Source organism: Burkholderia sp. AU33803, from assembly GCF_002223095.1.
Taxonomy (GTDB): domain Bacteria; phylum Pseudomonadota; class Gammaproteobacteria; order Burkholderiales; family Burkholderiaceae; genus Burkholderia.
In genome coordinates this window covers 629,058-651,780 of record NZ_NKFJ01000006.1, presented here as the reverse complement: position 1 = coordinate 651,780, position 22,723 = coordinate 629,058, and the positions used below count along the sequence as shown (strand labels likewise).

Here is a 22,723-nt window from a genome sequence, read left to right as displayed (position 1 = left end):
TTACGCGGCGGCGCGCAACGCGCGCTGCCCGGCCGCGAGTGCGGCGCCCGCGAACAGCGTCAGCGCCGAATACACGAGCCCGCGCGCGAGCCCCGCGCTATCCGACACCCAGCCGATCGCGACCGGCCCGGCGATCTGCCCGAACGCGAAGACCGTCGTGAACGCGCTGATCCCCTTCGCCCAGCCGTGCGGCGGCAGGTTGTGGCGCACGAAGGCGGTCGTCGATGCGACGGCCGACAGGAACGTCGCGCCGAACAGCACGCCCGACGCGAACGCGGCCACCGGATGCACGAGCATCGCCGGCATCAGCGTCGCGATGCCGAGCAGCGCGTTGAGCACGGCGAGCGCCTGGCCGCCGCGCATCCGGTCGAGCAGCCCCGACCACAGCCGCGCCGATACGACGGTCGCCACGCCGAGCATCACGTAGAACGCGGCAACCACCGTGCCGCTCATCCCCGCGCCGCGCAGCAGCGCGACGATGAAGGTCATGTAGCCGATGTAACCGACACCGAACAGGCCATAGCCGGCCAGCGCGAGCGCGAAGCGCGCGGGGCTCGCGGTCGCGGCCGGCGCTGCACCGTCACCCGGTACGCTCGGCGCCGCGTGCATGCGCTCAATGCGGCGCGCAGCCGACACGGCCACCGCCGAGAACAGCGCGCACGCGAACGCGAGCGCGAACCACGCGGGTTGCCAGCCGTGTACGCCGTGTGAAAGCGTCGCCGGCACGAGCAGTGACGCTGCGACGATGCCCCATCCCGTGCCACCGTAGTAGAGGCCAAGCAGCAAGCCCGCATCGCGCGGCGATGCCGATGCGAGCCGCGCGGCCAGCACGCCGCCGCTGATGAAGATCAGCGCGCTGCCGACGCCGGTCGCGAGCCGCTGCACGAGCAGCGCATGCATGCCGGACGTGAGCCCACATGCGGCCATCAACAGCGCAGTCAGCACGCATCCGGCCGCCAGCAGCGAGCCAGATCTCCAGCGCCGCGACAGCCACGGAAACGCGAGTGCGCCGACCAGGTAGCCGGCCGCGTTCGCCGTGTTCAGCGCGCCGGCCTGCGCGAACGTCCAGCCGAGATCGGCCTTCATCGGCGGCAGCAGCAGCGCATACGAAAAGCGCGCGAGGCCGAGCGCGATCGCGCTGCCGAGCGACAGGCAGATCGCGAGCCGCCACGCGGCGATGCGATCGGGGTCACGTTCCGGGAAGGTGCTGGTCGCGCCGGTGCCAGGCCGTGACGGGCCGGCCTGCTCCGGTTGCGGCGCTGCGCGCATCGCGTGTCTCCTTGGTCGTTCGAAGCCGCGGCCAGTCGTGACGGCGGCACCGGTGTTCCGCACGCGCCCATCCCGACTGTCGAGGCTTCCGATTCTGTCGGAAGATCATACTTGAGCCGTCGCGGGCCGGCATGCGTTGGCGGCAGGAACCCGGCCACCGCAGCCGGATCGTCCACGCATTGCCCGCCGCAAGCCGTCGCGAAAGTACGTCGGCCGCCTGCCCGCGCTACCCCCGCAATCCCGCCATGAAAGCCGTGAACAACGCGCGTCCCTCGGGCCATTCCGCCAATCCCGCTTCCGTATTCAGATGGCCGCGCGGGCCGAGCAGCAACGGCGTCGCGCCGCGCGCTTTCGCCCACGCCATGCCGCGCCCGGACGGGTCGTACCCATCGTCCGAACTGGCGATCGCCAGCACCGGCAAGCCGCCGAAATCGCCGTCCGGCACATCCGCGAACGCACGGGCCGCAGCCGGAAAACGCGGGCCGCCCGGATCGGGCACCGCCACGAGCCACGCACCGCGCACGACGCGCGCCGACGCCGCCCGCCAGTGCGCGAACAGCAGGCACCCCAGCGAATGACAGATCACCACCGGCGGCGACGCGGCTTGCGCAACGGCTTCATCGAGCGCCGCCATCCAGTCGCGCAGGTCCGGCGCATCCCATGACGCCGGCGCGATGCGCACGGCGCCCGGCAGCGCGGCCTCCCAGTGGCTCTGCCAATGATCCGGTCCCGAGTTGCCGATCCCCGGCACGATCACGATCGTCTGGTCCATCTCCGTCTCCACGAATAAGCGAGCTCGCAGTCTGGCCTGCCGGAAACCGGCCGGGAATGGCAAATCATCGGATATTGAGACAATATGCCGATGAATTAACGGAGCGGGAAAGCGGACATGTCGAACGGAGAGCTCGATCGCCTGGATCTGTCGATCCTCGAGGCGCTGCAGGAAAATGCACGGATGCCGCTGTCGGAAGTGGGCCGCCGCATCGGCCTGTCGCAGCCGGCCACGTCGGAGCGCGTCAAGCGGCTGGAAGAGCGCGGCATCATCGCGGGCTACGGCGCGCGGATCGATCCGGCTGCGCTCGGGTTGGGGATGATGGCCATCATCCGGTTGAAGACGACGCACGAACACATCAAGCCCGCGCTGCGCGCATTCGCGGAAATGCCGCACGTCATCGAGGTCCACCGGATGACCGGCGAGGATTGCTTCCTGCTGAAGGTCCTGGTACCGACACCGGGACAACTCGAAACCATCATCGATGCGATTGCCCGCTTCGGCGCGGTCACGACGTCGCTGGTGCTGCGCTCCGAGCCGGCCAAGCCGCTCGGCAAGGCGCTGCTCGGTTGACACGGGCAGCGGGCCGCTGACGCGCCGCCGATGACCGGCGACGCGTTCGCGCGCACGCAGGGTTGCGGCGATTGAATTCCCAATGAAAAATCGCCGAATGCAATACAACGCTCGGAATTCCCGTCATTGAAAAAATGACATCGAATCCGTCATTCGCTTTATCCGTGTTTTACGTCACGCGCCCCGCCAATCCCCCGTGTTTAGCACGCTTCGGCTAAAAACCTTGCAACGCATTGCATTCGCAAATTCGTCAGACTAATATCAACGCCACTCGTCGCGCATTCACGAAATGCGTGATGAGGAGTGGCAACTTTTTTGCCGCGCTTTCATGTTGAATCACTCATGTTCACCACAGGAGAATTGACATGCAGGACACTCAGCAGATCGAATTGCTTGACTGGATGCAGGAAGACACGCACCCCGAGGCCGTCGACATGATGGTCGAGGACGCCGTAGTGCCGTTCGGCACCGCGCTCTGGCCGGTCTGAGCGGGCCACCCGTTCTTGCGGAAGGGCCACGGCCCTTCCGCCGCTTCCGGAGACACGCATGCTGAACCTGCATCGCGCGCTGGGCTTCCACCCTGCGCTGCGCGACAAGCTGGCGCGCGGCGAGTCGGGAAAACTGCTGGTCGGCCATGACACCCGCAACCGCGACATCGCGTTGCGCGCGTTTTCCGCCCTGCCCGATTCGCTCGACGCGACCACGCTCTGCCTCGAAAGCACCCCACCCGCCGATATCGCCGCCGCGCTCGATCGCGCCGATCTGTTCGTGCTGCTGTACGACTCGTCGTGCCTGCCGACGCCGTCGCCGAGCGGGCCGCCGTTCCTCGCCGCGATCCGCCCCGCGATCGTCGAGCACTGGAGCAAGTCGGTGCTGTTCAAGGATTACGGCCCGCATCTCGACGAGGCGTTCGCCGAATCGCTCGACGACATCGCCGCACGCAACGGCCGGCTGATCGACGCAGCCGCACGCGCATCACAGATCCGCTTCATCGATGAAGCCGGCAACACGCTGACGGGCTCGCTCGCGCCGGACCAGAAATGGACGAGCGTAGACGGCATGGGCAACCTCGACGTCGTGCCCGGCGAGATCGCGACGCACGTCACCGACCTCAACGGCACGGTCGTCTTCAGCGGCACGTTTCTCGGCACCGTGCCGTTCGCGATCAAGTACAAGGTGGCCGAGCAACTGGCCACGCTGCGCGTCGAGAACAGTACGATCGTCGGGTTCGATACGGATAACGAAGGTTTTCGGCGCGACTTCTCGACCTATCTCGACCGGCATCCGAATCACCGGCGGATCGAGGAATTCGGCATCGGCACGAACCTCGGGATTCGCGGGCTGTACGGCCGCAACGCGGGGTTCGAGGAACGCCATCCGGGCCTGCACCTCGGGCTCGGCGGCGGCGAAAACGGCAGCCACCATCTCGACCTGATCTTCGCGCGCGGCACGCTCGCGCTCGACGAGCGGATCGTGTTCGACGGCGCGTTCGCCGTCTGACGATACGGCTGCGTGCTCAGGCTTCGGCGGCCGCCGGGTCGCCGAGCCACTTGTACATCACGAGGCTGTCGACGAAACCGAGCCGCGCGTGGCGATACGCACGCGGCAGGCGGCCGACGATTTCGAACCCCAGCTTCTGCCACAGCGCGACCGCCACTTCGTTGGTCGACACCACCGAGTTGAACTGCATCGCGAGGAAACCGCGCTCGCGTGCGACCTGCTGCGAGTGCTCGCACATCAGGCGCGCGACGCCGCGGCCGCGCGCGGCCTCGCTCACCATGTAGCCGCAGTTGCTCACGTGATTGCCGGGGCCGCCCGCGTTCGCCTTCAGGTAGTACGAGCCCAGGAGCACGCCGTCCTCTTCGGCGATCCACGTGCACAGCGGCGCATCGAGCCACAGTGCGCGCGCCGCTTCCTGTGTCGGCGTCGCATCGAATGCATAGGTTTCCTGAGCGGCGACGATCGCGCGATAAGTCGGCCAGAAGCGCGGGAAATCGTCGTCGGTCATCGGGCGAATCGTGATCATGCGGAGTCTCTCGTGATGGGAATGTCGGCAGGCATGCCAGCGATCGTACCGTGATTCAGGAACGGCTGCCGTCCCGTTGCGCCGCGCTGCGATACGCGCCCGGCGGCACGCCGTACCAGCGCTTGAACGCCTGCGAGAAGCTCGACAGGTCGCTGAAGCCGAGCCGCTCCGCGACTTCCGCGAGCGACAGCCGCGCGTCGCCGAGCAGCGTCTCGGCCATCGCGCCACGCGCCTGCGCGAGCAGTGCGCGGAACGTCGTACCCTCCTCCTGCAACCGGCGCTTGAGCGTGCGCGGGCTCGTGTTCATCAGCCGCGCCATGTCCTCGAGCGAGAACGGCGCGGGGCCGGGCGTCGCGCTCAAATACTGGCGCACCATCTCCGACGTGCCCACGCGCGCACGCCGCGCTTCGAGCAGCTGGCCGCACATCTGCTCGCACATCGACACCGTCAGTGGATTCGCGTGCGGCAGCAGCCGGTCGAGAAACGCGCGGTCGAAAGCGAGGCTGTTCGCGCGCGCCGAGAACGCGGGTTCGACGCCGGCGATGCGCGGCACCGGCATGGCAGGCGTGCGCGCCGCCTGCACGGTGAAGCGCGACAACGCGAATGTGTCGTCGCCGATTTCCTGCAGCAGCACCGCCGCGGCCGTCATGTCGCGCTCGACGAGAAACCGGCTCAGCGTGCCATCGAGTTCCGGCGCGCCGAAATTGAGCATGCACGTGCCGCCTTCCTCGCGATACGTGATCACCGTGAACGCATAAGTGAGCGGCAGGAAGCGCAGCGCCAGCGCGAGCGCGTCGCGTGCGCTCGCGCTGGCGATCAGCCCATAGCCCCACACGCCGTACGCGGAGAAGTGATAGCGCTGGCCGACCTCGAACCCGAGGCCCGGCGCACGCCCGAGCGCGCGCAGCAGGTTGCCGGTCAGCCGCAGTTCCTGCGCGGCCGTCACCTCGACCTTCGGATCGTCGAGCTGCGCGTTGGCGAGCCCGGTGCCGGCCAGGAGCGTCGTGTGCGGCACGCCGCGTTCGTCGCCGAAATCGACCAGCAGCCGGGCGCTGGCCGGACTCCGGGTGAAATCCCAGAAGCTCATGCGGAGAAACCCTCGAAGCGCCGATTTGGCCCAAATACTAAAACAATTGTCCCGAAGCAGCATTGGTGTTTTCCCATGCGGCCAGCACCATCGGCGTCATCCAGTCGTCATCCGAACGACGCCATCGCCCCCCGGAGGAGACACCATGCGACCGAATCGCCCGACCGATCCCGCAGCTCGCTTCGCATACCGGCGCGACGCCTTCGTCGCGTTTGCCGCGTTTGCCGCGTTTGCCAGCCGCCCCGCGCCGCCGCTCGCGCCCCGCCTGCCGCACGCCGGCCGCCCGGGCACGCTGCCGCGCCTCGCTTGATCCATCGACCCTCGGAGGACGAATCCATGAGCAAGACTTTCGACTACATCGTCGTGGGCGGCGGGTCGGGCGGCAGCGTCGTCGCCGGTCGGCTGACCGAGGACCCGGCCGTGACCGTCTGCGTGCTCGAGGCCGGCGGCCGCGGCGACGGCACGCTCGTCAACGTGCCGACCGGCGCGGTCGCGATGATGCCGACCCGCATCAACAACTGGGCCTTCGACACGGTGCCGCAGCCGGGCCTCGGCGGGCGCATCGGCTACCAGCCGCGCGGCAAGGTGCTGGGCGGGTCGTCGGCCATCAACGCGATGGTCTATATCCGCGGCCATCGCGTCGACTACGACGGCTGGGCCGCGCTCGGCAACGAAGGCTGGAGCTACGACGACGTGCTGCCATACTTCCGCCTGAGCGAGCACAACGAGCACTTCGACGATGCGTGGCACGGCCGCGACGGCCCGCTGTGGGTGAGCGACCTGCGCACCGGCAACCCGTTCCATGCGCGCTACCTGGAAGCCGCTCGGCAGGCCGGCCTGCCGCTCACCGACGATTTCAACGGCGCGCAGCAGGAAGGCATCGGCCTCTACCAGGTCACGCAGAAGCACGGCGAACGGTGGAGCGCGGCGCGCGCATACCTGCTGCCGCACGTCGGCCGCCGCGACAACCTGCAGGTCGAGACGCACGCGCAGGTGCTGCGCATCCTGTTCGACGGCACGCGCGCGATCGGCGTCGAGGTGCGGCAGCATGGCGAGGTCCGCACGCTGCGCGCGCGGCGTGAAGTCGTGCTCGCGGCCGGCGCGCTGCAAACGCCGCAGTTGCTGATGCTGTCGGGCGTCGGCCCGGGCCGCGAACTCCAGCAACAGGGCATCGCCGTGCACGCCGACCTGCCCGGCGTCGGCCGCAACTTGCAGGATCATCCGGATTTCATCTTCGGCTACCGCACGCGCAGCGTCGACACGATGGGCGTGTCCGCGGGCGGCGGCCTGCGCATGCTGCGCGAGCTGGCGCGTTTTCGCCGCGAACGGCGCGGGATGCTGACGTCGAATTTCGCGGAAGGCGGCGGCTTCCTGAAGACGCGCGCCGGGCTCGACGCGCCGGACATCCAGCTGCACTTCGTCGTCGCGCTCGTCGACGATCATGCGCGCAAGCTGCACGCCGGCCACGGGCTGTCGTGCCACGTGTGCCTGCTGCGGCCGCGCAGCCGCGGCTCGGTCACGCTGAACAGCGCCGATCCGCTCGCGGCGCCGCGCATCGATCCCGCGTTCTTCGACGATCCACGCGACCTCGACGACATGGTCGCGGGCTTCCGCCTCACCCGACGGCTGATGGAAGCGCCGGCACTCGCCAACTGGACCACGCGCGACCTGTTCACCGCGAACGTCGACACCGACGATGAAATCCGCGACGTGCTTCGGCGGCGCACCGACACCGTGTATCACCCGGTCGGCACGTGCCGGATGGGGCACGACGCGCTCGCCGTCGTCGATCCGCAACTGCGCGTGCGCGGCCTGCAGGGGCTGCGCATCGTCGATGCGTCGGTAATGCCGACACTCATCGGCGGCAACACCAATGCGCCGACGATCATGATCGCCGAGAAGGCCGTCGACCTGATTCGCGGCGTGTGCCGCACATCGGTACAGCCGCAACGCGGAACTGTCAGGACAACGACGGATCGCGACACCGTTCCTGCCGCGTGTACCGCGCACGATGCCATCCAGCCAGAGGAAACCCGCCATGTTGTCGCCTGATACCGCTCGCACCGCCGACTCCGCCGCCCCGCTTGCGGCGATCATCATCGGCGCCGGTTTCGCCGGCATCGGCATGGCGATCGCACTGCAACGCGCCGGCATCCACGATTTCGCGATCGTCGAACGCTCGCACGACGTCGGCGGCGTGTGGCGCGACAACCGCTACCCGGGCGCCGCCTGCGACGTGCCCTCGCACCTGTACTCGTTCTCGTTCGAGCCCAATCCGGCGTGGTCGCGCGTGTTCGCGCCGCAGCCCGAAATCCATGCGTACCTGCAGCATTGCGCGCGCAAGTACGGCCTCGCACGCTACCTGCGCTTCGGCGCCGAGGTCACACACGCCCGCTACGACGAAGCCGCGGCGCTGTGGCGCGTCACGCTCGCCGACGGCACGACGCTCAGCGCCGCCGTGCTCGTCAGCGGCACCGGGCAGCTGAGCCGCCCCGCGCTGCCCGACCTGCCCGGCATCGACACGTTTCGCGGCCGCGCATTCCACTCCGCGCACTGGGATCACGACTATTCGCTCGCCGGCAAACGCGTGGCGGTGGTCGGCACGGGCGCGTCGGCGATCCAGTTCGTCCCGGCGATCGCGGGCGATGTGAAGCAGCTGGTCGTATTCCAGCGTTCGCCGGCCTATGTGATGCCGCGCCCCGACCGCGCGTACCGCCCGTGGGAGCAGGCGCTGTTCCGCCGGTTGCCGTGGGCGATGAAGCTGCATCGCGCGTCGATCTACCTGCGCTACGAATCGCGCGCGATCGCGTTCACGCGGCTGCACAAGCTGATGAAGGTCGCGGTCGGCCGGCCGTTCCACACGCTGCTTGCACGCGACGTGCCGGACCCCGCGCTGCGCGCACAACTCACGCCCGACTATCCGATCGGCTGCAAGCGCATCCTGCTGTCGAGCGACTACCTTGCCGCGATGAGCCGCGACAACGTCGAGCTCGTCACGCAGCGGATCCGGCGCGTGACGGAGGACGGCATCGAGACCGTCGACGGCGTCCAGCATCCGGTCGACGCGATCGTGTACGGCACGGGGTTCGCGGCGACCGCGTTCCTGTCGCCGATGCGCATCACGGGCCGCGACGGGCTCGACCTGAACGACGCGTGGCGACGCGGCGCGCAGGCGTATCTCGGGCTCACCGTGCCCGGCTTTCCGAACTTCTTCATGCTGTACGGCCCGAACACCAACCTCGGCCACAACTCGATCGTCTATATGCTCGAAAGCCAGATCGCGCACGTGATGCGCTGCCTGCGCACGATGCGCCGCGATGGCGCGCGCGAGATCGACGTCGATGCGCGCCGCTACCGGCTCTTCAACGTGCATGTGCAGCAGCGGCTCGAAGGCTCGGTGTGGAACAGCTGCAAGAGCTGGTACGTCGATGCGTCGGGCCACAACAGCACGAACTGGCCGGGCTTCACGCTGACCTACCGGTGGATCACGCGCTTCACCGGGATGGGCGCTTATCGCTTCACGCATCCGCTGCCCGAGTCGATCGCACCGGCGCGCGACGTGGTGGTCGCGCCGCCCGCCGACAGGCTGGAGGCGCTGACCGCCGCATCGCTGCGCGGCTTCCTGCGGGTAGCCTTCCGGCCGCTGATCGGGCCGCCGTTCGGCGCGCGCATGCAGCGGTGCGTGGTCGCGCTGCTGTCGCCGCTGATGCCGGGCACGCGCGGCACACTGCGCTACCGCACGTCCGCGCATCGCGTGCCGGTCGAAGTCGTGGCGCCGAAACGCGGCGACACCGGCGGCGCGATCCTCTATCTACACGGCGGTGCGTTCTGTCTCGGCGGGCCGCATACGCATCGCGGCGTGACGACGCGGCTGGCGAACGAGGCCGCCCTGCCGGTGTGGGTGCCCGACTACCGGCTGGCCCCCGAGCATCCGAGCCCGGCCGCGCTCGACGATGTGCTGGCCGTCTACGACGCGATGCGCGCGCAGGGCCACGCGCCGCACCGGATCGTGATCGCCGGCGATTCGGCCGGCGGTGCGCTGGCGCTCGCGCTGGCCATCGCGCTGCGCGAGCGCGGCGAGCCGGCCGCCGCCGCGCTGCTGCTGATCTCGCCCGTGACCGATCCCGCGCTCGGCGGCGCGACACTGGCGTCGCGCCGTCATGACGATCCGATGATCCGTCGCGGCTGGCTCGAACAAGGGTTGCGCTGGTATCACGGCGCCGGTTCGGTCACCGCCCGCGGCCCGCTCGACACCGACCTGTGCGGCCTGCCGCCGATGCTCGTCCAGGCCGGCGACCAGGAGGTGCTGCTGTCGGATGCGCAGCGGCTGGCCCGTCATGCGCGGGCCTGCGGCGTGCCGTGCCGGCTGGAGATTCATGCGGCGCGCTGGCATGTGTTTCATCTGCAGGCGTTTTACCTGCGGTCGGCGCGGGATGCGTTGCGGACGCTGGCGGGGTTTGCGGCGCAACGGGTGGCGATAACGGCGTGACGACGAAGCAGTCACGCGCCGCGATCGCGGCCGTAGTTGGCGGCCGCCCCGGTCGGGTGCGCGGTGCATGCGCCGTCACCGGACCCGTTTGCCACGAAGCGACGTCGTCTTGCAAAAACCGGCCGTTTATTTTTTTCCGTCGCAGGCGGCCGTCATGATCTCCCGCAAGCCCCGGCGCGCCGCCGGGGTTTCCCCACCCTCGCGGAGACATCATGAAAAGAAGGCACACCCTCAACACGCTGGCACTGCTTTGTTGCGTCGGCATCCAGTGCGCGACGTCTGCATTCGCCGACGAGCCGAAGAAGGTGGCGTTCGTCGACACCGGCAACACCGGGCGCAGCGTGATGGCCGAAGCGATCGCCGGCCAGTTGATCGCGCAGCGCCACGCGCACATCGCGGTGATTTCACGGGCGGTCGACGAAGATCCGTATGACGAAAAGCCCGAAGAAAACGGCGTGATCCTGATGAAGCGCCGTGGCATCGACACGTCCGCGCATCGTTCGGTGCAGTTGAACGCCAACGACATCAAGCATTCCGACGTGATCCTGACGATGACCGACAAACACAAGGAGAAGGTGCTGGCGCTCTATCCGTCGGCCGCCGGCAAGGTGTTCACGCTTGCCGAGTATGCGTCCGGGAAGCACGTCGACGTGCCCGATGCGTGGGGCAAGCCGATCGATTTCTACGAATCGGTCACGGCGCAGCTCGACACGTACATCCCGGCGGCGCTCGACAAGATCGCGACGGCCGTGCCGGCGAAGCAGTAATGTCAGGAGGCCTGTCGGCTCGTCAGGCGCGCGATGCGCCGGTGCCGACAGGTTTGCTGTTCACGTTGCCCCCCTTACACCCCACCCACCGCGCGTGCCCGTCACCGGGCCGTTGACGTTGGCCATCCGGCCGAATCGTCACCCTGCGCACCGGATGAAAGAATGATCTTCGTCCGGGAAGCCGGCTTCGCGGCCTGACATCCCGCACTTCGAAGGCACCGTATGCGCAGCAACGCGCGTGCGGTGTCGTGTGTTGCCCCGACTCGGCAATGCGCGCACGCCCCGCGCACATCACCCGGCCGCTCGCACGACCACTCCATTTAATCCTCTTCTTTTTGTAGCTTATAAGTTACAATGCTCTCCAAGTTCGAACTTCTTCGCTATCAGCGCGACGATGGTCGCGAGCTCTTCACCGAATGGTTGAACGCCATGCGCGACAAGCTTGCGCAGGCACGGATTCGCGAACGCCTGCGCCGCGTGCAGACCGGCAATTTCGGCGATTGCGAGTCGGTCGGCGAAGGCGTGATCGAACTGCGCGTCCACGTCGGCGCCGGATATCGCGTGTATTTCGGGCGGTACGGCGGCGCACTGGTGCTGTTGCTTTCAGGTGGCGACAAAAGCAGTCAACCCGACGACATCAGGCGCGCCAAGGAACACTGGTCGAACTGGAAACGGAGGCAAACATGACCAAGCTCAAAGGTGCGGTATCGCACCACGACGCGGAAGTCGCCGAACTCGGCGCCGACCGCGAACTCGCGGTGGCCTATCTGCGCGTCGCGATGGAATCTCTCGACGATCCCGACAACCGCGCGGCCGGCCTGCTCGCGCTGCGTACGGTCGCGGAAGCGTATGGCGGCCTCGGCGCCGTCGCGGCCGAAGCCGGCATCAGCCGCGAATCGCTGTATCGCACGCTCTCGCCCAACGGCAACCCGACACTGAAAACCCTGCTCGCGGTGCTCAAGACCGTCGGCCTGCGCCTGTCCGTCGTCCCTGCACAGCCGGTGCACGCGTAAGCGGCACACCGCCCGCTCACGGCCGCACCATCCACACCAGCAGCATCTCCGCCGGCGCGTTCGCCATCCCCGCCGGCGGATGCTCGATCGCCGGCTCGACCGCCAGCGCCTTCGCCATCGTCGCCGCATCGTCGATCGTCGTCGTGCGCACGATCGTCATCAGTCGCGCCGGCCGATGCAGCGTCTCGCGATACAGCGCGCCGTACCACAGCGGCCGCGTGCCGAGCGCGTCCTGCAGCACGTACGGATAACGCCACAGCCGCAGCACGAGGCGGCTGGCCGGCTGCCCCGGATCGACGCGCACGAACACGCGGCGCGTACTTTCGCCGTGCGTGTAGCGCGGCAGCACCGGCAGCGCATCGGCCGGCGCCTGCGGCAGCAGCCAGCGCAGCGCGGTGGCCGGCGACCACGGCGTCGCGCGCTGCCAGCCCGCCTGCGCGAGATGCCGGTCGAGCGTGTCCGACGTCGCGCTCCATTGCAGCGGCAGATATTCCTCGCGGTCGCCGCCGATTTCGGTGCGCCGCACCGGCACGCGCTGCCACCCACCGCGCAGCCACTGGTCGACGGTCATCGCGACCACGTCGCCGACATGCGGGCGCGCCGCGCGGTCGAGCTGCCATTGCGCGGGAACCGTCCAGACGCCGGCCGTCGCGAGCACCACCGTCACCGCGACGAGCGCGCCCCTCGGCTGCACGTGCTCGCGCACGCGCCAGTACGCATACGCGCCGGCCAGCAACGCGAACCAGGCGAGCCCGAGACTCCAGCCGCCCAGCAGGCCCGACAGCCACGTGTCGCCCACATACAGCCGCGCGAAGCCGCCGAGCACGATCCACAACACCACCGCCGTCACGACCGGGATTTGCCACCGCGCGGGCCGGTCACGCGCGAGCACCCAGCCGAGGCCGCTGCTCGCGAGAATCGCGAACGCCGCTTCGGCATCGGGCAGCGGCACGTGCGGCGCACCGGGCGGCAGGCTCGCGGGCGTCGCGCCGGGTATGCCCGCGCCGAACACCGGCCCGAGCACGACGGCGACGCCGACCGTCGCGAGCCACCACGCGGCCGTCAGCCAGCAGCGATGGATCATCAGCCAGACGAGAAACGCGGCCGCGACGATCAGCCCCGTGTCGTGCCCGTGCAGCACGGCCAGCGCGCGCATCGTGGCGTCCACCGGCGGCGTGCGCAGGTTCTGCAGGAACGCATACAGCGCGATGTCCGCGTGGATCAGCGGATCGTTCGCGACGACATCCTGTACGAGGCCCGCGAACAGCCACACGCAGCCGATGAACAGCAGCGCGAGTACGGGCACCGCGCCGGGCAGGCCGCGCACGTAAGCGATCGCGTCGTGCAGCCGCGCACCGAACCGCGGCCAGCGGCGCGCGCAGGCGTGCACGCCTTCGACGAGCGCACGGCGCAACAGCGGCCAGCCGCGCCGCAACGCGACCCGCACGCCGATCCACACGAGCGCGACCAGCGCCGCGACGACCAGCAGGATCACGGCGACCCGCACGCTGATCGCCGCGGCCAGCGCGGCCGACGCGCCGAACAGGATGCCCGGCGCGACGTGCACGGGCGCCCAGATGAGCGCCGAGACGACGTTGACCGGATAGAACGACCGGCGTGGCAGCGTCGCGCAGCCGACCACGACCGGCACGACCGCGCGCACCGGCGCAAGAAAACGCGCGAGCACGATGCTCTTCATACCATGGCGCAGCACGAACTCCTCGCCGCGCGCGAAGGCGGCCGCATAGCCGAAGCGCGCCCATGCGTTGCGGATCACGCCGCGATAGTGCCGCCCGAGTTCATAGCTGATCCCGTCGCCGATCACGGCGCCGGCCGCCGCGACACCGATGGTCGTCCAGGCGTCGAGCGCGCCCGCGCCGATCAGCGCACCGGCCGCGAACATCACGGCGCCGGCCGGCACGACCGTGCCGATCAGCGCGATCGCCTCGGCGCAGGCCGCCATGAACACGATCGCGAGCACGAGCAGCGGATGTGCGCCGATCGCACCGATCCATGCGTGGATCGTGTCGCTCATCGCACGCGCCTCGGCGGAGCGCCCCGGTGTGCGAACACCGGGCCGGTGATGGCATGGGGAAGGTTCATCGGGCGGTGCGCGCGGTCGCGCCGGCGGGGCGGTCAATCGAACTCGTGCTGCCGCGCGTCGGCCTCGAGCGGCGCGTCGTGGTAGCCGACCGTCGCGATCTCCTGCAGATAGCGCGCGAGAAACGCTCCGATCGACCCGGCAGCCTCGTACTGATGCACGTGGCGGAATTCGTGGGTCAGCAGGCGGCGCGTGTCCTGCCCGCGCAGCACATACACCGCATGGCCGAGCGTGAGCCCGATCGTCCCCGGCGCCAGGAGCCCCGTGTCGCGGGCGATCGCGGCCAGCGACGGCACCTCGGGGAACGGCATGCGGTCAACGATCACCACGCGGATCCGCTCCGGCTGTGCGACGCCCACCGTGCGCGCGTCGTCGGCCTGCTCGGGCGTCAGCGGCGCCCCCTGCGCGATCCCGCGCGCCGCCTCGGCTTCCGCCCATGCAACGGCAGCGGGCAGTGCGGACGGCAGGATATCGGCAAGATCGATCATCGCGGGGCTCCTCTGGGGGTTGTAGTGGCATCGGGCACCAGTTTAGTCCCGAATCGCAACGGCTCGCGGGGTGGCTCGCGACGCGACGCGTCGCCCCTCCCCGGCCTCAAAATTATTCAGGGAATACCCTGACTCCTGCCTGCTCTCCCTCGTACTTGCTCCCTGAGATTATTTCGTTTCAGTACACATTCCACGCTCGACTATCTCGAAAATTTCCCGGATGTGTACCGTTTTCGGATTCTGCGGAATATATTGGTCAGAAGAACAGCCGCGGCGACTCCCGGACAGCAGGGCGCGGCGTCATCCCGAAGAGGATCGCTAGATGATCAGGGTAATTCTGGCTGACGATCACGCAGTCATGCGGGACGGACTGCGTCACATCCTGGAAACGGCCGGCGGTTTCGAAATCGTCGGCGAGGCGAGCGACGGCTCGGCCACGCTTGCGCTGGTCGAGCGCGGCGCCGCGGACGTGCTGCTGCTCGACCTGTCGATGCCCGCGCCGACCGGCATCGAGCTGATCCGGCTGGTGAAACACCACGCGCCGTCGCTGCGCACGCTCGTGCTGACGATGCATGCGGAGGCGCAGTACGCGGCGCGCGCGTTCAAGGCCGGCGCGACCGGCTACCTGACGAAGGACAGCGCGACCGCCGAGCTTGTCGAGGCGGTCGGCAAGGTGGCCGCGGGCGGCGTCTACGTGAGCCCGTCGGCGGCCGAGAGTCTCGCGCTCACGCTGCGCACGCCGGCCGCCGCGCTGCCGCACGAGCGGCTGTCCGCGCGCGAGTTCGACGTGATGCGCCGCATCGTCGCGGGCCAGACCGTCACGCAGATCGCGACCGAACTCGCGCTCAGCGCGAAAACGGTCAGCACCTACAAGACGCGGATCCTCGAGAAGATGGATCTACCGCACGAAGCCGCGCTGGTCCGCTACGCGGTGCGCCACGAACTCGACCCCGGCGGCGACGCATGACCGCCGCCTTCCGCGTCCCGCCCTCATCGCCGCCCTCGCACTCACCCGCGGACGACGACGACCCGGACGCGTCGCGCCTGTTCATGTCGTCGCTGCCGCCGGGCCGGCGCGAACGGCGGCTCGCGCTCGCGACCGTGCTCGTCTCCGCCGTGATCTTCGCCGCGCTTGCACCGTTCGCCGGCAGGCCGCTTGCGCCGGGGTGGGCGTTCATCCCCGTGTACCAGTCGGCGATCGTCGTCAACGACATGGTGACGGCCGGCCTGCTGCTCGGCCAGTACGCGATCCTGCGCCAGCGGCCGCTGCTCGTGCTCGCGGGCGGCTACCTGTTCACGGGTTTCATGGCCGGCACCCACATGCTGACCTTTCCCGGGCTGTTCGCACCGAACGGCCTGCTCGGCGGCGGCGACCAGACCACCGCCTGGCTGTACCTGTTCTGGCACGGCGGCTTTCCGCTGGCGGTCGCCGCGTACGCGCTGCTGCGCGCGAAGTCGCGTGCGCCGGGGCCGATCCCGGCCCCGCAGCGCCGCGCGGCGATTCCCGTCGGGCTGTGCATCGCGGCCGCGATCGGCGCGACGGTCGCGCTCGCGCTGCTCGCGACGGCCGGCCACGACCTGCTGCCGCGCATCATGAACGGGAACCGGATGGCCGCGACGATGACGTACGCGATCACGGTCGTCTGGGGGCTGAACCTGGTCGCGCTGATGCTGATGTGGCAGCGGCGGCGGCGCCATTCCGTGCTCGACCTGTGGGTGATGACGGTGCTCGTCGCGTGGCTGTTCGACATCGCGCTGTCGTCGATGCTGAATCACGGGCGCTACGACCTCGGCTTCTACGCGGGGCGCGCGTACGGCCTCGTCGCGTCCGGTGTCGTGCTGTTCGCGATGCTGTTCGAGAACGGCCGGCTGCATGCGCAGACGGTGCGCGCGCTGGCCGGCGCGCGCTACCAGCATCTGCTCGTCGTGCAGAAGAGCGCGCAGCTGAACGACGCGAACGAACGGCTCGAACAACGCGTCGCCGCGCGCACCGCGCAACTGAGCGCGTCGAACCGCGACCTGCGGCGCGAAGTCGAGGACCGCGTGCGTGCCGAGCGGGCACTGCAGACGTCGCGCGAGGAGCTGCGCGAGATTGCCGCGATCAGCGCGAGCGCACGCGAAGCCGAGCAGCGCCGCATCGCACGCGAGCTGCACGACGAGCTCGCGCAGACGCTCGCGACGCTGAAGAACGATCTCGAATGGCTGCTCGACCGCGTGCCGCAGGACGATGCGCTGCTGGCGCGCAAGATCGCGGCGATGCACGCGCTGGCGCGCGGCGCGGTGGCCGCGACACGCCGCATCGCGTCGGACCTGCGCCCGCTGATGCTCGACGATCTCGGCTTCGCCGCGGCGATGCAGTGGCTCGTGGAGGATTTCCGGCACCGTCATGGCATCGCATGCACGCTGCACGTCGAGCCGCCCGAGCTGCAGCTCGACGAGCCTTACGCGACGGCGGTGTTCCGCATCGCGCAGGAAGCGCTCGCGAACGTCGCGCGGCACGCAGCCGCGTCGCATGCGACCGTCGAACTCGTGCATGCGAGCAATGCGCTCGAGCTGACGATTCGCGACGACGGCGCGGGTTTCGATCCCGGCGTGCCGCGCAAGTCGGGATCGTTCGGGCTGGTCGGGTTACGCGAGCGCGCGTATCTCGTCGGCGGCACGCTGCGGATCGCGACGACGCTCGGCGAAGGGACGACGGTCGAGGTCGAGATTCCGCTGGCGCCTGCGCAGGTGACGGTCGCGCATGGTGGGGATGGGGCGCCGCGCGGGTAGGTTCCCGGCGAAGGCGGTGGTGCGTTCGTCGGAAACTCGTCGATGAGGCGATAACACCACGCCCCCTCACGCGCGCGCCGCCACCATCCCCCGTTCCGAGCGCGTCCACGCGACCAGCGCGCCGATCCCGAGCAGCGCGAGACACACGATCGGCACGATCATCGGGCCGAACGCCGTGCCCGTCACCTTGCCGGCAAACGGCATCAGGTTCTGGCTGAAGAAGCCGCCGAGGTTGCCGATCGAGTTGATCGCCGCGACGCTCGCCGCCGCCCGCGCACCGGTGAAGTAGCGCGGCGGCATCGACCAGAAGCACGGGTACAGCAGCGGGATGCATGCGCCACCGAGCACCAGTGCGATGAAGCGCAGCGGCGTCGACGGCAACACGAGGCTCAGCAGGAAGCCCAGCGCGCCAAGCGCGGCAACGATCGCGATCGTGCGCAGGATGCTCTTCGCGCGACGCAGTTTCGCCGGCAGCCACAGCAGCAGCAACACCGCGAGCGCCCACGGCAGCATGCTCAGGAAGCCGTTCATGCTGCTCGACACGCCGAACGATTTCACGAGCGTCGGCAACCAGTACGTCACGCCGTACAGCGACGTCGACATCAGCATGTAGGTGGCCGCGAACAGCATCACGCGCGGATCGAGCAGCGCCTTCCACGGCTGCCCGTGCTCGGCCCGCGCGGGCTTCTCGCGTTCGAGCGCGGCCTCGACGATCTGCTTCTCGCGGTCGTCGAGGAATCGAGCGTCGCGCACCGACGCGGGCAGCACGCGGAACACGACGATCGCGACGATCACCGCCGGGATGCCCGTCGCCACGAACACCCACTGCCAGCCCGCCAGCCCCCACACGCCGTTCAGGCTCAGCAACACGCCGCCGACCAGCGAGCCGAGCATGTTCGCGAGCGCGCTGCCGAGCGTGAAGATGCCGAGCACCTTCGCGCGGTAGCTCTGCGGGAACCACAGCGTCAGGTAGTAGATCACGCCCGGATAGAAACCAGCCTCGGCGATGCCGAGCACGAAGCGCAGCGCGCAGAACGCGGGCATCGACGTCGTGAAGCCCATCAGCACGGTGATGAGCCCCCACGTCAGCATGATCCGCGCGAGCCACACGCGTGCGCCGTAGCGATGCAGCGCGAGCGTGCTCGGCACCTCGAACAGCAGGTAGCCGATGAAGAACAGCGACGACGCGAGCCCGAACGCGGCCTCCGTCATCCCGAGGCTGTGCACCATCTGCAGCTTCGCGAAGCCGACGTTCTGCCGGTCGATGAACGCGATCAGGAACATCACGACGAGAATGGGCAGCAGGCGCCGCGCCATCTTCGACATGATGCGCTGCTCTTCGGCGGACGCGGGGTCCAGGGTTTCAGTGGCGTTCACTTGAGGCTCCTTGCGTGAAACGGTTGCATAGCGGTTGCGTATCGGTTGAATCGGCGCTGCGCGCGACAAGCGCACGGGCACGAGGTGTTTCGATGAAAGGGCGCGGCGGCATCAACCCGATCGATAGTCGTCGAGCATCGGCGCGAACATCTCGTGCCACGCCCGCGGCTTCGCCTTGATCGTGCCGGCCAGGTACAGGAATTCGACGTAGTCCATCAGCTGGTTCGGCAGCACCGAGAAGCGCGTGTCCGGTGCGGCGAGCATCCGCATCACGTCGTCGTGCGACACGCCGACGCCGGACGACGCCGCATAGAGCGCGGCCGCCGCGCGCGGGTCCTGCGCGATCAGGCGGTTCGCGTCGTCGAGCGCGCCGAGAAACGCGCTGGCCAGCGCCGGCTCCGTATCGACGAGCCGCTTCGGCGCGAACACGACATCGAGCGTCAGCGTGCCGAGCACGTCGACCGAACTCACGACGCGGTGGATGCCCGGCTGCCGCAGCTCGAGCGTCGAGAACGGCGGCGACGTGAAGTGCGCGGTGACGCCGTTCTCGCGGCGGATCAGCGCCTGCATCGCCTGCGGATGCGGCAGGTTCACGGTGATCGAATCGAGCTGCGCGAAATGCTTCGGGCCGAGCTGCCGGCTCGCGACCATCTGCAGCACCACCGCCGACAGCGACGTGCGGATGCCCGGCACCGCGATCCGGTCGGACGGCGTGAAGTCGCGCAGCGACACGAGGCCCGGCCGGTTCGCGTTCAGCGACAGCGACGTGGTCGACAGCCCGCTGATGCCGATCACCTCGACGTTCGGAATGCCGCGCGCTCGTGCCCACAGCTCGATGAAACCCGGCGCGCCGGCGCCGGCGAAATCGAGCGTGCCGGCCATCATCGCGTCGTTGACGGAATTGCCGCCGTCGAGCAGCACCCAGTCGACCGCGACGTCGCGCACGCCGTGGCGCGCCGCGTGCCGCTCGAACAGCCGCTGCTTCTCCATTACGAGCAGCGGCAGGTACAGCACCCCATAGCCTTTGGAAATCCGCACTGTGCGCGGCTTCGCGCGCACGAGCGCAGGCGCGGCGAGCACGCCGAGGCCGGCGGCGATCAACGCGCGGCGGCGCGGCGACGTCGTCATGCGCCGGCCTTCCCTGCACGCGCGGCACGAGCGGCAAGCGCCAGGCGGCCGGGGCCCGCGTCGCCGCACCGGCGAGCGCCGGCCGGCGACGCGCTGCACCGCGCGTTCGTCGCACCCGTTTGCTGCTGCATGTTGCCGTCTCCTGTGGTTCTGGTATTAATGGCCGTCCTTGCATCGTCCGGCTCGACACAGGTTATCGACCGAGTCTGAGAAAATGCTGACATCCCGGCCCCGGGAAAACCCCTAACCCACCCACCTGCGAAACGGCACCATGCGCATTCTCGTCGTGGAGGACGATGCCGAAATCGGCGCGGCGATCCGCAGCCGGCTGGCGCGGCTCGGCCATGCCGTCGATCTCGAAACCGACGGCGCGACCGCGCACGGCCTGTTGCGCGTCGAGCGCTTCGACCTCGTCGTGCTCGACGCGAACCTGCCCGGCATGGACGGCTTCACGGTGCTGCGCCACCTGCGCGCATCGGGCAGCACGACGCCCGTGCTGCTCGTCACCGCGCGCTCGGCGATCGACGACCGCGTGAGCGGCCTCGGCCTCGGCGCCGACGACTACCTCGTGAAGCCGTTCGACTACCGCGAGCTCGATGCGCGCGTGCAGGCGCTCCTGCGCCGCAACAGCGGCCACGCGAACGACGTGCTCACGCTCGGCGGCCTCGTGATCGACCGCAGTAGCCGCCTCGCGGAACTCGACGGCCAGCCGCTGTCGCTGTCGCGCCAGGAATTCGCGCTGCTCGAGATCCTCGCGAGCCGCCCGCAGCGGATCTTCTCGAAGGACGAACTGCTGAACCAGCTGTTCAGCTTCGGCAACGAGCCGACCACGAACGCGGTCGAGCAGTACGTGACCCGCGTGCGCAAGAAGCTGCAGGGCAGCTCGGTCGAGATCCGCACCGCGCGCGGGATGGGGTATCAGATTGCGGCGCACTGACTGGTTCCCGAAGACGCTGTTCGGGCGCACGCTGCTCTTCATCGCGCTCGTCGTCGCGACCGGCGCGCTCGCGCTCGCGGCGATCGCCCGCTACTACGCGGGCGTCGCGGCCGAACGCGCGTACGACCAGTTGCTTGCGGGCGCATCGATCCAGGTCGCGGAAAACCTCTACGTGCAGGGCGGCGTGCTCGCGCTGAATCCGCCGGTGGCCGCGCTGTCGACGCTGTCGCGCTACGACCTCGTCTACTACAAGGTCGTCGATTCGCGCGGCATCGTCGTGGCCGGCTACAACGATCTCGCGAGCCCCGCGACGCTCGCCGCCGCGAAACAGGGCCCCGCGTTCGCGAACGGCCTGTACCAGGGGCACCGGATCCGCACCGCGACCATCGCGCGCTACATGCCCGAGGAAAGCACGCCGGGCTGGGCGCTCGTGACGGTCGCGCAAACCACCAACGCGCGCCAGCAGTTGACGAACGACATGAGTTTCAAGGTGTGGACGCTGATCCTGCTGATGAGCGTGCTCGCGATCGGCGCGAGCGGCCTCGCGATCCGGCGCGGCCTGCGCCCGCTCGCGCAGATCGGCACGATCATCGCCGCGCGCGACCCGGCCGACCTGCGGCCGGTGGCCGTCGATACGCCGAGCGAGATCGACGCGATCATCGGGTCGATCAACGGGCTGATGCACCGCCTCGCCGAGCGGATCAACGCAATGCAGCGCTTCATCGCCGATGCCGCACACCAGATGCGCACGCCGCTCGCGCGGCTCGACGCGCAGATCGAGCTGCTCGACGGCGAAGCCGATCCCGCGCGCCACGCGGCACGGCTCGATGCGCTGCGCGCGACCTCTTCGGACGTCGGCCGGCTCACCGGCCAGCTGCTCAATCATGCGATGGTGATTCATCGCACCGAGGCCGTGCCGCTGCAGCCCGTCGAACTCGTCGCGCTTGCTAAGGACGTGCTCGGCCGCGCGATTCCGCTCGCTGGCGAGCGCGACGTGGCCGTCGCGTTCGCGAGCGATGCGCCGCTCGCGTGGATCGACGGCGACGCGATCAGCCTGCAGGAAGCGCTGTCGAACGTGCTGCACAACGCGCTGCTGCATGGTCATGCGGACGACATCGTCGTGTCGGTCGCGACGCAGGGCAACGCCGGCGATACTGTGACGCTGACCGTCACCGACAACGGTCGCGGGATTCCACGCGAGCACTGGGACGCGGCGCTGCAACCGTTCGTGCGGATCGCACCGGACGGCAGCGAGCGGCGCACGGGGTCGGGCCTCGGGCTCGCGATCGTGCAGGAAGTGATGAAGGCGCACGGCGGGCGCGTCGGGTTTGCGTTTCCCGACGCGGGCGGGTTTGCGGTGGTGTTGACGTTTCCGCGCGCGGCGGGGAGCGACGAGGAGAAGGCATGAACCGACGGGCCCGGGCCGGTTCATGCACGTGCACGGCAGGCACTCAATCGTTGCTGTCGTCATCGAAGCGGGTGCGCTCCGCATGCCGCGCCACCGCCCGATCCAGCTCGTCATACTGACGATCGCAGAACAGCCGGCACAACGTATCGACATCCGCGCGCGTGTCGACGTCGATCGTATCGACATGCTGCTCCAGCTTGCCTTTGCCGATCCCGAACAGCCCCTTCTTCATCCGCATCGAGACGGCATTCAGCTGGAAGCCGTCCGCATGCGCATCGCGCAGCGCGGTCACCCACAACTCCCGCTGATCGTCGGCATGCTGCAGCACGAGGGCCGGCAACGGGCCGTCCTGCGTGGTGTCCCATTCGGCATGCTGCGCCGCCCACGGAAACGCATCGAACGCCTGCATGAACGACGCGTAATCCGTCGCGCCCTGCGGATCCAGTTGCTTGAAATCGTAGCCGACTTTCTGAACGGAATAGGTCAACATGGTGCGGCGCTCCCGGTGGCGGTGAT

22 protein-coding genes are annotated in these 22,723 nt (G+C 69.1%); 13 read left to right on the top strand and 9 right to left on the bottom strand.

Going from position 1 to position 22,723, the window contains the following annotated elements; all coding sequences use genetic code 11:
- Entirely contained in the window at positions 1 to 1,269 is a 1,269-nt protein-coding gene (locus CFB41_RS20180) for a YbfB/YjiJ family MFS transporter (protein WP_089457669.1), read from the bottom strand.
- A 226-nt stretch (positions 1,270 to 1,495) separates the two neighbouring features.
- Positions 1,496 to 2,041: an alpha/beta hydrolase gene (locus CFB41_RS20175; RefSeq protein WP_089457668.1), complete on the bottom strand. Its 546-nt coding sequence runs from the start codon at positions 2,039 to 2,041 to the stop codon at positions 1,496 to 1,498.
- 117 nt (positions 2,042 to 2,158) lie between these two features.
- Here CFB41_RS20175 and CFB41_RS20170 point away from each other — a divergent pair, with 117 nt between their 5' ends.
- The 3 genes from CFB41_RS20170 to CFB41_RS20165 all read left to right on the top strand — a co-directional run bounded on the left by CFB41_RS20170 (position 2,159) and on the right by CFB41_RS20165 (position 4,114).
- A complete protein-coding gene (locus CFB41_RS20170) occupies positions 2,159 to 2,614 on the top strand; it encodes an Lrp/AsnC family transcriptional regulator (RefSeq protein WP_011356102.1) in 456 nt (151 codons plus the stop codon).
- Positions 2,615 to 2,979: 365 nt separating this feature from the next.
- Positions 2,980 to 3,102, top strand: a complete 123-nt coding sequence (locus tag CFB41_RS38705; RefSeq protein ID WP_006766865.1) for a hypothetical protein — start codon at positions 2,980 to 2,982, stop codon at positions 3,100 to 3,102.
- 58 nt (positions 3,103 to 3,160) lie between these two features.
- Positions 3,161 to 4,114 carry a leucyl aminopeptidase gene (locus CFB41_RS20165; RefSeq protein ID WP_089457667.1) on the top strand — a complete coding sequence of 318 codons (954 nt, stop codon included), beginning with the start codon at positions 3,161 to 3,163 and terminating at the stop codon, positions 4,112 to 4,114.
- A 16-nt stretch (positions 4,115 to 4,130) separates the two neighbouring features.
- Here CFB41_RS20165 and CFB41_RS20160 read toward each other — a convergent pair whose 3' ends face one another.
- Positions 4,131 to 4,640 (bottom strand): GNAT family N-acetyltransferase, encoded by a 510-nt coding sequence (locus CFB41_RS20160; protein WP_089457666.1) that lies wholly within the window; start codon positions 4,638 to 4,640, stop codon positions 4,131 to 4,133.
- 55 nt (positions 4,641 to 4,695) lie between these two features.
- Positions 4,696 to 5,727, bottom strand: coding sequence for an AraC family transcriptional regulator (locus CFB41_RS20155; RefSeq protein ID WP_089443193.1), 1,032 nt, complete (start codon positions 5,725 to 5,727; stop codon positions 4,696 to 4,698).
- Between the two features lie 145 nt (positions 5,728 to 5,872).
- On the opposite strand from CFB41_RS20155, the gene CFB41_RS38235 reads away from it, so the two are divergent.
- The 6 genes from CFB41_RS38235 to CFB41_RS20130 all read left to right on the top strand — a co-directional run bounded on the left by CFB41_RS38235 (position 5,873) and on the right by CFB41_RS20130 (position 11,996).
- A complete protein-coding gene (locus CFB41_RS38235) occupies positions 5,873 to 6,037 on the top strand; it encodes a hypothetical protein (protein ID WP_179243704.1) in 165 nt (54 codons plus the stop codon).
- A gap of 26 nt (positions 6,038 to 6,063) precedes the next feature.
- Complete coding sequence (locus CFB41_RS20150) at positions 6,064 to 7,779, top strand: GMC family oxidoreductase (protein ID WP_089443194.1); 1,716 nt, start codon at positions 6,064 to 6,066, stop codon at positions 7,777 to 7,779.
- Positions 7,766 to 10,216: an alpha/beta hydrolase fold domain-containing protein gene (locus CFB41_RS20145; protein ID WP_089457665.1), complete on the top strand. Its 2,451-nt coding sequence runs from the start codon at positions 7,766 to 7,768 to the stop codon at positions 10,214 to 10,216. The genes CFB41_RS20150 and CFB41_RS20145 overlap by 14 nt, the downstream gene beginning before the upstream one ends.
- Positions 10,217 to 10,428: 212 nt before the next feature.
- Positions 10,429 to 10,983, top strand: a complete 555-nt coding sequence (locus CFB41_RS20140; protein WP_089457664.1) for a protein tyrosine phosphatase — start codon at positions 10,429 to 10,431, stop codon at positions 10,981 to 10,983.
- A gap of 354 nt (positions 10,984 to 11,337) precedes the next feature.
- Complete coding sequence (locus tag CFB41_RS20135; protein ID WP_089457663.1) at positions 11,338 to 11,670, top strand: type II toxin-antitoxin system RelE/ParE family toxin; 333 nt, start codon at positions 11,338 to 11,340, stop codon at positions 11,668 to 11,670.
- Complete coding sequence (locus CFB41_RS20130; RefSeq protein ID WP_039354565.1) at positions 11,667 to 11,996, top strand: DNA-binding protein; 330 nt, start codon at positions 11,667 to 11,669, stop codon at positions 11,994 to 11,996. Before CFB41_RS20135 ends, CFB41_RS20130 begins: the two co-directional genes overlap by 4 nt.
- A gap of 16 nt (positions 11,997 to 12,012) precedes the next feature.
- Here the strand turns inward: CFB41_RS20130 and CFB41_RS20125 are convergent, their stop codons facing one another.
- A complete protein-coding gene (locus CFB41_RS20125; protein WP_089457662.1) occupies positions 12,013 to 14,031 on the bottom strand; it encodes an LssY C-terminal domain-containing protein in 2,019 nt (672 codons plus the stop codon).
- A 101-nt stretch (positions 14,032 to 14,132) separates the two neighbouring features.
- Positions 14,133 to 14,585 (bottom strand): hypothetical protein, encoded by a 453-nt coding sequence (locus CFB41_RS20120; RefSeq protein WP_089457661.1) that lies wholly within the window; start codon positions 14,583 to 14,585, stop codon positions 14,133 to 14,135.
- Positions 14,586 to 14,907: 322 nt separating this feature from the next.
- On the opposite strand from CFB41_RS20120, the gene CFB41_RS20110 reads away from it, so the two are divergent.
- Both CFB41_RS20110 and CFB41_RS20105 read left to right on the top strand, forming a co-directional pair.
- On the top strand, positions 14,908 to 15,552 hold the full coding sequence (locus CFB41_RS20110; RefSeq protein ID WP_089443200.1) for a response regulator transcription factor: 645 nt from the start codon (positions 14,908 to 14,910) through the stop codon (positions 15,550 to 15,552).
- Positions 15,549 to 17,357 carry a sensor histidine kinase gene (locus CFB41_RS20105; protein WP_089457660.1) on the top strand — a complete coding sequence of 603 codons (1,809 nt, stop codon included), beginning with the start codon at positions 15,549 to 15,551 and terminating at the stop codon, positions 17,355 to 17,357. The genes CFB41_RS20110 and CFB41_RS20105 overlap by 4 nt, the downstream gene beginning before the upstream one ends.
- A 66-nt stretch (positions 17,358 to 17,423) precedes the next feature.
- Here the strand turns inward: CFB41_RS20105 and CFB41_RS20100 are convergent, their stop codons facing one another.
- Both CFB41_RS20100 and CFB41_RS20095 read right to left on the bottom strand, forming a co-directional pair.
- Entirely contained in the window at positions 17,424 to 18,734 is a 1,311-nt protein-coding gene (locus CFB41_RS20100) for an MFS transporter (RefSeq protein ID WP_089457659.1), read from the bottom strand.
- 111 nt (positions 18,735 to 18,845) lie between these two features.
- Positions 18,846 to 19,862: an ABC transporter substrate-binding protein gene (locus CFB41_RS20095; protein ID WP_089457658.1), complete on the bottom strand. Its 1,017-nt coding sequence runs from the start codon at positions 19,860 to 19,862 to the stop codon at positions 18,846 to 18,848.
- A gap of 271 nt (positions 19,863 to 20,133) precedes the next feature.
- Here CFB41_RS20095 and CFB41_RS20090 point away from each other — a divergent pair, with 271 nt between their 5' ends.
- Positions 20,134 to 20,799, top strand: a complete 666-nt coding sequence (locus CFB41_RS20090; RefSeq protein WP_069250848.1) for a response regulator transcription factor — start codon at positions 20,134 to 20,136, stop codon at positions 20,797 to 20,799.
- On the top strand, positions 20,786 to 22,207 hold the full coding sequence (locus CFB41_RS20085; RefSeq protein ID WP_089457657.1) for a sensor histidine kinase: 1,422 nt from the start codon (positions 20,786 to 20,788) through the stop codon (positions 22,205 to 22,207). Before CFB41_RS20090 ends, CFB41_RS20085 begins: the two co-directional genes overlap by 14 nt.
- Before the next feature lie 43 nt (positions 22,208 to 22,250).
- On the opposite strand, the gene CFB41_RS20080 is transcribed toward CFB41_RS20085, so the two are convergent.
- Positions 22,251 to 22,697, bottom strand: coding sequence for a hypothetical protein (locus tag CFB41_RS20080; RefSeq protein WP_089457656.1), 447 nt, complete (start codon positions 22,695 to 22,697; stop codon positions 22,251 to 22,253).
- Positions 22,698 to 22,723 lie beyond the last annotated feature (26 nt).